General features: G+C 31.7%; 10 protein-coding genes. 5 read left to right on the top strand and 5 right to left on the bottom strand.

Annotated elements, in window-relative coordinates; all coding sequences use genetic code 11:
* Nucleotides 1-121: 121 nt before the first annotated feature.
* The gene (locus KW502_RS11735) at nucleotides 122-547 is read left to right on the top strand and encodes an RNA polymerase sigma factor (protein WP_219040746.1); all 426 of its coding nucleotides are present in this window, start codon (nucleotides 122-124) and stop codon (nucleotides 545-547) included.
* Nucleotides 548-821: 274 nt separating this feature from the next.
* Here the strand turns inward: KW502_RS11735 and KW502_RS11730 are convergent, their stop codons facing one another.
* The 3 genes from KW502_RS11730 to KW502_RS11720 all read right to left on the bottom strand — a co-directional run bounded on the left by KW502_RS11730 (nucleotide 822) and on the right by KW502_RS11720 (nucleotide 2,175).
* A complete protein-coding gene (locus tag KW502_RS11730) occupies nucleotides 822-1,169 on the bottom strand; it encodes a DnaA ATPase domain-containing protein (protein ID WP_219040745.1) in 348 nt (115 codons plus the stop codon).
* 107 nt (nucleotides 1,170-1,276) lie between these two features.
* Nucleotides 1,277-1,909 carry a metallophosphatase domain-containing protein gene (locus KW502_RS11725; protein ID WP_219040744.1) on the bottom strand — a complete coding sequence of 211 codons (633 nt, stop codon included), beginning with the start codon at nucleotides 1,907-1,909 and terminating at the stop codon, nucleotides 1,277-1,279.
* Nucleotides 1,910-1,950: 41 nt separating this feature from the next.
* On the bottom strand, nucleotides 1,951-2,175 hold the full coding sequence (locus tag KW502_RS11720; RefSeq protein WP_219040743.1) for a hypothetical protein: 225 nt from the start codon (nucleotides 2,173-2,175) through the stop codon (nucleotides 1,951-1,953).
* 177 nt (nucleotides 2,176-2,352) lie between these two features.
* Here KW502_RS11720 and KW502_RS11715 point away from each other — a divergent pair, with 177 nt between their 5' ends.
* On the top strand, nucleotides 2,353-3,852 hold the full coding sequence (locus tag KW502_RS11715; RefSeq protein WP_219040742.1) for an AsmA family protein: 1,500 nt from the start codon (nucleotides 2,353-2,355) through the stop codon (nucleotides 3,850-3,852).
* Here the strand turns inward: KW502_RS11715 and KW502_RS11710 are convergent.
* Nucleotides 3,839-4,669: a universal stress protein gene (locus tag KW502_RS11710; RefSeq protein ID WP_219040741.1), complete on the bottom strand. Its 831-nt coding sequence runs from the start codon at nucleotides 4,667-4,669 to the stop codon at nucleotides 3,839-3,841. The two genes, KW502_RS11715 and KW502_RS11710, sit on opposite strands and share 14 nt — an antisense overlap.
* 162 nt (nucleotides 4,670-4,831) lie before the next feature.
* Between KW502_RS11710 and rimP the strand changes: the two genes are divergently transcribed.
* From rimP to infB, 3 genes are all read left to right on the top strand, one after another.
* Nucleotides 4,832-5,293, top strand: coding sequence for a ribosome assembly cofactor RimP (gene rimP / locus KW502_RS11705; RefSeq protein ID WP_219040740.1), 462 nt, complete (start codon nucleotides 4,832-4,834; stop codon nucleotides 5,291-5,293).
* A 12-nt stretch (nucleotides 5,294-5,305) separates the two neighbouring features.
* Nucleotides 5,306-6,541 carry a transcription termination factor NusA gene (nusA, locus tag KW502_RS11700; RefSeq protein WP_219040739.1) on the top strand — a complete coding sequence of 412 codons (1,236 nt, stop codon included), beginning with the start codon at nucleotides 5,306-5,308 and terminating at the stop codon, nucleotides 6,539-6,541.
* Between the two features lie 68 nt (nucleotides 6,542-6,609).
* Nucleotides 6,610-9,354 carry a translation initiation factor IF-2 gene (infB, locus tag KW502_RS11695; protein WP_219040738.1) on the top strand — a complete coding sequence of 915 codons (2,745 nt, stop codon included), beginning with the start codon at nucleotides 6,610-6,612 and terminating at the stop codon, nucleotides 9,352-9,354.
* 71 nt (nucleotides 9,355-9,425) lie between these two features.
* Here infB and KW502_RS11690 read toward each other — a convergent pair whose 3' ends face one another.
* Complete coding sequence (locus KW502_RS11690; protein ID WP_255554218.1) at nucleotides 9,426-9,809, bottom strand: SPOR domain-containing protein; 384 nt, start codon at nucleotides 9,807-9,809, stop codon at nucleotides 9,426-9,428.
* Between the last annotated feature and the right edge of the window lie 117 nt (nucleotides 9,810-9,926).

The following is a 9,926-nucleotide window of genomic DNA, read 5'->3' as shown; positions in this document are numbered from 1 at the left end:
GCTTAAAATGAGTAATTAATAATTCTGGTAATAAAATCTTAAGTAAGTCAATATAGGGCCTCCAATACTTTTAATTTAAGAAAACAAAAATCAACCTATTATTTCAATTCGCACACAACTTTTGAGATTTATCCCTAAAGACCGTATTTCTGCTGAAGATATTGTGCAACAGAGTTTTATCAAGCTTTGGGGAAAAAGAAAAGAATTGCCAAGTGATACTATTATTTCAGCATTTCTTTTTACTGTTTCTCGAAATCTATTTATAGATATTTATCGTAAAGAGCGTAGAAAAATTTCGATATCAGATGAAATTCATTTAGAAGCTGTTTTAGATGGAGAATCAGAAAGTAGCGAAACACTTAATATAAGACGACAAAAATTAAAAATTGCAGTTGAAAATCTGCCAGCTAAATGTAAAGAGGTATTTAAGCTGCGTCAAAAAGATAATCTTAAAATAAAGAAATTGCCTTATTTTCAGGTATTTCTGAAAAAACTGTTGAAGATCATATGTCAAGAGCATTACGATTGCTTAGGGAGCAACTTTTAATTGCTTTTATGTTCTTTGTTATGAATTAATTAGCGATTTGGCTAAATCTATATTTCATAACTTTTGCCTGTTAATTTACAGTAGTATTGAATGATATTTTAAAGCTAACCCTAAATTTAAAAACTTCGTTTTATCCCTATGATTTTTTTCAATAGCTATTTTAATTAACTCTTAATGAGTCTTAGTTAGATTTGAAAAGTATACTATTTTTTAATAGCTAAATTTCCATAAAATGAGAGTAGAGCGTAGAATGCTTTCTATAATTAATCAAGCATTATTCTAATTCGTACATAACCTTAGAGAATGATCCGCTTATATTGTAGAACATAAGCATATTTTGGTAAAAGCTTAAATTGCCTAAATCGTCTTCAAGACAAGATTTTAAAAATTCTTCAAAATTTTTATAGTTAACAATAACATTTGCGTATTGCGCTTTTTTAACCATAAGTTTTAAGTGAATTTCTTGATTAGGTTTGTCTATCTTTACTTCTACTGCTGCGAAATATTTTTTTATAAGAGCTTCTTGAAATTTTTCGAGTTGTTGATTATTTTCGGTACAACTAAAATGAATTAGGTTATTCATTTCTTGAATAATCTCTTGATTGTCGTAAGTAGTTTTCATGGTTAGAGAATTAATAATTCTTTTTAAATTTAAACTATAGTTTGTTAAATAAGTTATAATAAAATATTGATTAGTAAATAATTAACTTCTATTTTAGGAAAATTGGCTTAATTGGTGAAGTTTAGTGTTATAGGCATGTTAATGAAGTTTAGGTCTTTAAAAAAAGAAGTAGCATTAATGTAGGTAGTGTATTGAAGTTTTACTGTTCCGTAGTTTTCGTGCAAATGACCAAATACATGAACTTTTGGTTTTTTGTTCAAAATTTCTTTTGCTAATGCTGGACAACCAATTTCTACTTGACGATTGGTTTCATCTAAAATACCTTTAGGTGGGGTATGAGTGATGAGAATATCAACATTATCAGGAATTTTTTCCCAATGTGCTTCCATTTTATTTACTGGTTTGGTAAATGCCCATTTATCTTGAGACGGGATGTATGGTGATCCCCAAAATTTAACACCTTCTATCGTAATTCCGTTATCTTTAAGATAGGTTACGTTTTTAGGGATTAATCTGTGAAGTTCTGGGGCAGAAATGTTTTCTAGAAAAAAATCATGATTGCCAGCTATAAATATTTTGTGCTTAAATGGTAATGCAGAAAACCATTTCAGAAAATTTTTAAGTTCTCTTTTGGTTCCGCCTTCGGTGCTGTCTCCAGCATGAATAATTACATCTCCTTCAGTAGGTAGAATAATTTTTTCGTGAAGATTGTGAGTATCTGAGACACAGGTGATTTTCATAAATTAGCAGGAAATATGATCTATGGTGAATATACTTAATCTTATGCTTCTTTAATTTTAGATCTTCTTTTCACTATTTTATTTCTTTTATCATCCTCAGGAAGCAGTTTATTAGATATTTTTATAACTATCGTGCAAACAATAAATGCACTTAATATAAAAAATAAAAACCTAGCTAATAAACTCTCGCTAATAGCCAAGCTGTAAATGCCTAGGGTGATTTCGGCAATAATAAACAGAGAGAAAAGTAAAAACTTGGCGATCATATAATTTTTTGGTTTTCACAAATATAATATGAATGTCAAGTGAAATTTCTGCATTTATTATATTTAGCTAAAATTTAACCTCTGATCTTAAAATTTTGCTGTTTTTAAGTTAAAAACTCCTAAACAAAATGCCTTTATTGAAAAAGTATAATACATTACTCTTTTAAATATATTATAATGAAAAAAACTTTTATAGTTATCATTTGTTTTTTTGTTGTTTTAGTAGTGGGGTATTTTGTAGCCCAAGAAATCACTATAAATAAAATAGAAAATATATTAGCTTCAGAAATTAAATTTGAAGAAGTTGAGCTTAGTCTCATCTCTTGCTCTGCAAGTATAATTGAACCTATTTTCGATAAAAGAGGAAAGTTTTTTTCGGCAAAAAAAGTACAAATTTCAGGGATTAATTATTGGAAACTTTTGTGGAATGGTAAGGTTGAAATAAATAAAGCAGTTGTTAAAAATGCTAACGCTAGGTTAGAAAAGTTGTCTAATGGCCAAAACAAATCAAATCCACAATCTCCAAAAAAGAAATTTGATAAAGACATTCTGGTTAATAAAGTTGAATTGGACGGTAGTTTTGTTTTTGAGCAAGATTCGTTAAGAATATTAAAGTTAGAAAAGTTTAATATTGAAATAGATTCTGTTGGTGTTACTAGTAAAACCTTAACAAATAAAATACCTTTTGAGTATAAAAAATTTAATATTCAACTTTCGGGTATTTCTTACCGCGTAAGTAAACTGCAAGAACTTCAGGTTGAGAAAATGTTACTTCAGCCTAATTTAATCGAGTTGAATAATCTGGTCTATTTGCCTAAATTTTCTAGAAAAGATTATGTGAATGTAATTCCGTATGAAAAAGATTTAATGGATTTAAAGTTGAAAAATCTAAAAATTAATAACTATTCTTTTGATTTAAATAAAAGCCAAAATTCTTTTTCCAGCAATTTTGTAGAGTTGAATGACATGAATTTTTCTATTTACAGAGACAAATCTGTAAAAGATGATACGCGTAAAAAGCATCTCTACAGTAAAATGCTTAGAGATATGAATTTAAAGCTCGATATAGATAGTTTAGCCATAAAAAATATGCATCTAGAATATGAAGAGCTTATTAATAAAGATAGGGAGCCTGGCAGAATTGCATTTGAAAATCTTTCGATGAAAGCTTATAATATCACCAATGTAGATTTAGACAAAGCAAATTTTCCTGAGACAAAAGTAAATATAGAAACCCAATTTATGGGCAAGTCTAAGCTTAGCGTAGATTGGCGATTTAAAGTAAATAATAAGAGAGACCTTTTTACGATAAAAGGTAGTGTGTTTAAAATACCTGAAAGCTCTATAAATTCGTTTTTTGTGCCAGCTTTTGGTATGCGAACCTTAGGCGAGGTTGAAGAGTTGTATTTTAATTTTAAAGGAGACAAAGACCAAGCTCGTGGAGAACTCAAAATTGCATATAATGATTTTAAAGTTGAGGTTCTGAAAAAAGACAGCGCACAAAAAAATAACTTTTTAAGCGCGCTGGTAAATGTTGTGGTGAAGAAAAACTCTAGAAAGAATGGAGAAACCATTACAAATCCTAAAAACATAGAAAGAAATAAAACAAAATCTTTTTGGAATTACTTCTGGACATGCTTGCAAGCTGGTCTTCGTGAAGCGATTACTGTATTTTAAAGGTAACGACTGCTTTCTTAGAGTGATTAACTAAATCTTCACTTACGCTTCCGTTTAGAAAATGAGCAAGTCCCTTTCTTCCGTGAGTACTAATGCCAATTATCCCTGCCTTTTTTAAAGCAGCAAATTTTAAGATCCCTTTCTCTATAGATTCTGCATTATAAATGTTTAGAGTATAATTAGAAAACTCTACATTATCTACAAATGCTTTCATTTTTTTATCTAAATGCTCTGTAGTTTTAAACTTATTGGCAGTATTAATGTATACTAAGTGCATTTTAGCACCTATGGTTTCTGCAAATTTAGTTGCTTCAATGAATGATTTTTTTACATGTGGTACAAAATCACTAGCGAAAACAAAATCTTTATTTTCAAAAATAGACTTATTGTCTTTAATTACTAATACTGGTACCTCTGAGTTTCTAACCACTTTTTCTGTATTAGAGCCAATAAAAACATCTTTAAGGCCTTCAGCACCATGAGACCCCATAACGATTAGATCACAATCATTCTTTTTTGCAACTTCCATAATACCGCTAAAAGCGCCATGAAACATGACAGTTTCATATACTGGAATACCTGTTAAGAAGTCTTTATTTTTAATATTCTCAAATCTTTCGTGAGCTTTTTTCATAAAGTAAATTGCCTCTGGTACTTGATTGTCGCTTGCTCCAGCAAGATCTATAAGTTGAGTAGGAAGCTCTAACATATGTAACAGGTAAATTTCACTTTGGTATTTTTTAGCTAACTCTGCAGCTACTTTTAATGCATTATTAGCTTGTTCTGAAAAGTCCGTTGGGACTAAGATTTTTTTCATTTTAAATGAATTTTATTGGTTGTTTTTCCTATATATATTAAAGTTACAAATAATTTAGTTCAGAATCAGATTTCTAAACTCAAAAATTATTATTATATTTGCAATCAGAAGTTAAAGATTGTTGGAGGGGACGTAAAGTCCCCTCTTTTTATAAAAGTTTTCATGCTATACGAAGAAGTTAAACGATTAATAGAGGAAGCCTTAGAAGAAAATCCATCTTTGTTTTTAATACAATTTGAAATCAAAGAGGATAATCAAATTCTAGTGGTGATTGATGGTGATCAGGGCGTTTCAGTGAATGATTGTATTGCAGTCAGTAGAAAAATTGAGCACAATTTAGATCGTGATGAGCAAGATTTTTCATTAGAAGTGACCTCTGCTGGTGCAGCTTCTCCTTTAGAATTACCAAGACAATTCAAAAAAAATATAGGAAGAAAGTTAAGTGTGAAAACTCAAGAGCAGCAATTTGAAGCTAAGCTTGAAGAGGTGACTGATGAAGAAGTGACCTTGCGATGGAAAGCTAGAGAGCCTAAACCAGTAGGTAAAGGTAAAGTTACAGTAAATAAAGAGGCTGTGTTGAAATACGCAGATATTGTAGAAGCAAAAGTGATGATAACATTTTAATCTTTTTTTGACATGGAGAATATCGACCTAATTAATTCTTTTTCAGAATTTAAAGACGATAAATATATTGATCGTGTAACGTTAATGGCGATTTTGGAAGATGTATTTAGAAATGCATTGAAAAAGAAGTTTGGAGAAGATGATAATTTTGATATAATTATAAATCCAGATAAAGGCGATTTAGAGATTTGGAGAAATAGAGTAGTAGTTGCCGATGGTGAAGTAGAAGATGAGAATCAAGAAATTTCATTAACTGCAGCTCGAAAAATTGAGCCAGATTTTGAAGTTGGAGAAGATGTTTCTGAAGAGGTGAAGTTAATAGATTTAGGGCGTAGAGCTATTTTAGCATTACGACAAAATCTAATTTCAAAAATTCATGAACACGATAATACTAACATTTATAAACAATTTAAAGAGCTTGAAGGTGAAATTTATGCTGCAGAAGTGCATCATATTCGTCATAGAGCTGTAATTTTGTTAGATGATGAAGGTAACGAGTTGGTAATGCCTAAAGATAGACAGATTCCTTCAGACTTTTTTAGAAAAGGAGAGAATGTTAAAGGTGTTATTGAAAGTGTGGAGTTAAAAGGGAATAAGCCTGTTATTATTCTTTCGAGAACAGCTCCTGTTTTCTTAGAGAAGTTGTTTGAGCAAGAAATACCAGAAGTTTTCGATGGTTTAATTACGGTTAAAAAAGTAGTGAGAATTCCTGGGGAAAAAGCAAAAGTAGCGGTAGATTCTTATGATGATAGAATTGACCCTGTTGGAGCTTGCGTGGGGATGAAAGGTTCTCGTATTCACGGGATTGTTCGTGAATTAGGAAATGAAAATATAGATGTTATTAATTATACGACTAATAATCAGTTGTTAATTACAAGAGCATTAAGTCCTGCTAAAGTAATGTCAATAAAAATTGACGATGAAAACAAGACTGCTCAAGTAATGTTGAAACCAGAAGAGGTTTCTAAAGCAATTGGTAGAGGTGGGCATAATATTAGATTGGCAGGTCAGTTAACAGGTTATGAGATAGACGTTTATAGAGACGGTCAATCAGATGAAGATGTTGAGCTTAAAGAATTTGCAGACGAAATTGAAGACTGGGTAATTGAAGAATTATCAAGAATAGGTTTAGATACTGCAAAAAGTGTGCTTGAAAAAGATGTTAGTGATTTAGTTAAAATTACAGACTTAGAAGAAGAAACTATAAAAAGTGTAATTCGGGTCTTAAAAGAAGAATTTGAAGATTAATTGTTTTGTAAATGATGAAATAGTTAGTCAAATAATTAAAGAATAAGAGGTTAATTTAGAGGCAATTTATGGCTGAAGCAAAAAAAATGCGATTAAATAAAGTATTACGTGAATTTAATATTTCATTAGATCGTGCTGTAGAATTTCTAACAGCACAGGGACATGATATTGATGCGCGTCCTACTACAAAAATTTCAGATGAAGTCTACCAAATCTTGTTTGATAAATTTCAGACAGATAAAAGTAAAAAAGTGGCTTCAAAAGAAGTAAGTGAAGAGCGCAAAAAGGAAAAAGAAGAACTTCGTTTAGCTCGAGAAAAAGAACAGCAAGAAAAACTTGTGAAGTTAGAAGAAGAGCGAAAGAAAGAAGAGCTTAAGAAGAAGGAAGAGGAAGAGAGAATTGTGAAGGCTAAGAATAAATTAGAAGGCCCTAAGCAAGTAGGAAAAATTGATCTTGATAAAGGTAAAAAGTCAAGTCAAGCTAAAAAAGAAAACCCTGCCGAGAAGAAACCTGCTGAAAAAGCTAAGGAATCAGACCAAAAGCAAGCCTCTAAACCTGCTCCCCAAAAACCTGTAGTTTCTTCAGATAAAAATAATGAAGAGAAAGAGAAATCTACTTCAGAGCAACCACAAGAAGAAGATCGTTTAGAGACCAAATATCAAAAATTAAATGGTCCTAACTTTACTGGTGAAAAAATTGATCTTAGTAAGTTCAAAAAACCAGTTAAGAAAAAAGACGATAAGAAAGACGATAAATCTGCGGCTAGTGCCAATAAGAAAAAACGTCGAAGAAGAATAAATAAAGACGGTAGTGCTTCTCCAGGTCCTAGAGCTAATGTTAAAAAGGCGAATTACAACAAAGGTAATAGTCGTCGTAGACCGGTGGCTGCCGTTAAAAAAGAAGATCCTACAGAGGAAGAAGTACAAAAGCAAGTAAGAGAAACTTTAGAAAAACTTCAAGGGAAGTCATCTAAAGGTAAAGGTGCTAAGTACAGAAGAGATAAAAGAGATCAGCACCGTCAAAAAACAGAAGTAGAGCAGGCAGAACAAGAACAACAAAGTAAGACTTTAAAAGTAACTGAATTTGTTACAGTTAGTGAAGTTGCTACGATGATGGATGTTCCTGTAACTAAAGTAATTTCTGCTTGTATGTCTCTAGGAATGATGGTGACAATGAATCAGCGTTTAGATGCAGAGACATTAAGTATCGTTGCAGATGAATTTGGTTATGAAGTAGATTTTGTTACTGCAGATATAGAAGAAACTGTAGAAGAGATTCCTGATGCTCCAGAAGATTTAATTACACGTGCTCCTATCGTTACAGTAATGGGTCACGTAGATCACGGTAAAACGTCATTGCTGGATTATATTCGTAAAGAAAATGTAATCGCAGGTGAAAGCGGGGGTATTACTCAGCATATTGGAGCCTATGCAGTTAAATTGGATAATGGAGAGAAAATATCTTTCTTAGATACACCAGGTCACGAAGCCTTTACGGCAATGAGAGCTCGTGGGGCGCAAGTTACAGATATCGCAGTAATTGTAATTGCAGCAGATGATGATGTGATGCCTCAAACTAAAGAGGCTATCTCTCACGCACAAGCTGCAGGGGTGCCAATTATATTCGCAATTAACAAGGTTGACTTGCAAACTGCGAATCCTGAAAAGATTAAAGAAAAACTGGCTGCGATGAATCTCTTAGTTGAAGATTGGGGTGGTAAAGTTCAATCTCAAGATATTTCAGCTAAAAAAGGAGACGGTGTAAAAGAATTATTAGAGAAAATTTTATTAGAAGCTGAAATTTTAGAATTAAAAGCTAACCCAGAACGATTGGCTAATGGTGCTGTAGTAGAAGCATTCTTGGACAAAGGTAGGGGTTATGTTTCTACTATTTTAGTACAAACAGGTACGCTTAAGATAGGTGATTATGTGTTAGCGGGTACCACTAGTGGTAAGATTAAAGCGATGCATGATGAGCGTGGAAATAATATTAAAGAAGCTGGCCCATCGACTCCTGTTTCTATTTTAGGGTTAGACGGCGCGCCACAAGCAGGTGATAAATTCAAGGTAATGGATGATGAACGTGAAGCGAAAGATATTGCTTCTAAGCGTACACAACTTCAGCGTGAACAAAGTGTGAGAACACAGCGTCATATTACATTAGATGAAATTGGAAGACGTATTGCTTTAGGAGACTTTAAAGAATTAAATATTATCTTGAAAGGTGATGTTGATGGTTCTGTAGAAGCTTTAACAGATAGTTTCCAAAAACTTTCAACTGAAGAGATTCAAGTGAATATTATCCATAAAGGAGTTGGTGCCATTACAGAAAGTGATGTGTTATTAGCTTCGGCATCAGATGCAATTATTATAGGGTTTAATGTAAGGCCAGCTGGTAATGCAAGTCAAGTTGCTGATCGTGAAGAAATAGATATTAGAACTTATTCTATTATTTATGCTGCGATTAATGATCTTAAAGATGCGATGGAAGGTATGCTTTCGCCAGAACTTAGAGAAGAGGTGACAGGTAATGCAGAGATTAGAGAAACCTTTAAGATTTCTAAAATTGGTACTATTGCTGGTTGTATGGTAACTAGCGGTAAGATCTATAGAAATAGTAATATTAGATTGATTAGAGAAGGAGTGGTTGTGTATACTGGAACTCTATCTTCTTTAAAACGATTTAAAGACGATGTGAGAGAAGTTGCTAAAGGATATGATTGTGGTATTCAAGTTAAAAACTACAATGATATTAAAGAAGGTGATGTAATCGAAGCATTCCAGGAAGTAGAAGTAAAAAAGAAATTGAAATAAAATAAATTTCAATTGAACATAAAAAAAGCGGCTTGTTTTAACAAGCCGCTTTTTTGGTTTTAAATCTTACATTAAGGTTTAAATATAATAGCACTTTTAAAATATTTTTTAAGCTTTATAAATGCTCTCTCTGCTTCTAAACGAGTTCTAAAATCTCCAATCCAGACTTTATAATTCGGGGTCTCAAAAACAATGTCAGAAGGCCACTCATTAAATTTGCTTTCAAATTCGTTTCTAATTTTATTAGCTTCACTAAGGTTTATGCCGTAAAATAACTGAACCTTGTAGCGCTCGTTTAATTCATTGTTTTCTGTCATTTTTGCTTTCAATATGACGAGTTCTTGAACTAGCGGATCAACTTCTATCGAACTTTGAGCAACTGACTGATTAATGCTGAAAAAATAACAACATGTCATAATAAGTAAAGATGCTATGACTCTAATTTTCTTTTTCATTTCAAAAATTTTTTTATGCAAAAATAGAACTTATTATTAAGACCAAATCACTAATTTTTATTTAGAAATATTATAAATTAGCTATTAACAATACTGTAACATTCCTAAAATCATCTT

The organism is Mesonia aestuariivivens (genome assembly GCF_019311235.1).
GTDB classification, from domain to species: Bacteria; Bacteroidota; Bacteroidia; order Flavobacteriales; family Flavobacteriaceae; genus Mesonia; species Mesonia aestuariivivens.
This window is presented reverse-complemented; position numbering and strand designations above follow the sequence as displayed.

Bases quoted from the DNA above. Each gene is read 5' to 3' on its own strand.
- KW502_RS11725 (WP_219040744.1), bottom strand. From the start codon at position 1,909: ATGAAAATCACCTGTGTCTCAGATACTCACAATCTTCACGAAAAAATT.
- nusA (WP_219040739.1), top strand. From the start codon at position 5,306: ATGGAGAATATCGACCTAATTAATTCTTTTTCAGAATTTAAAGACGAT.
- KW502_RS11730 (WP_219040745.1), bottom strand. From the start codon at position 1,169: ATGAAAACTACTTACGACAATCAAGAGATTATTCAAGAAATGAATAAC.
- infB (WP_219040738.1), top strand. From the start codon at position 6,610: ATGGCTGAAGCAAAAAAAATGCGATTAAATAAAGTATTACGTGAATTT.
- KW502_RS11690 (WP_255554218.1), bottom strand. From the start codon at position 9,809: ATGAAAAAGAAAATTAGAGTCATAGCATCTTTACTTATTATGACATGT.
- KW502_RS11720 (WP_219040743.1), bottom strand. From the start codon at position 2,175: ATGATCGCCAAGTTTTTACTTTTCTCTCTGTTTATTATTGCCGAAATC.
- rimP (WP_219040740.1), top strand. From the start codon at position 4,832: ATGCTATACGAAGAAGTTAAACGATTAATAGAGGAAGCCTTAGAAGAA.
- KW502_RS11710 (WP_219040741.1), bottom strand. From the start codon at position 4,669: ATGAAAAAAATCTTAGTCCCAACGGACTTTTCAGAACAAGCTAATAAT.
- KW502_RS11715 (WP_219040742.1), top strand. From the start codon at position 2,353: ATGAAAAAAACTTTTATAGTTATCATTTGTTTTTTTGTTGTTTTAGTA.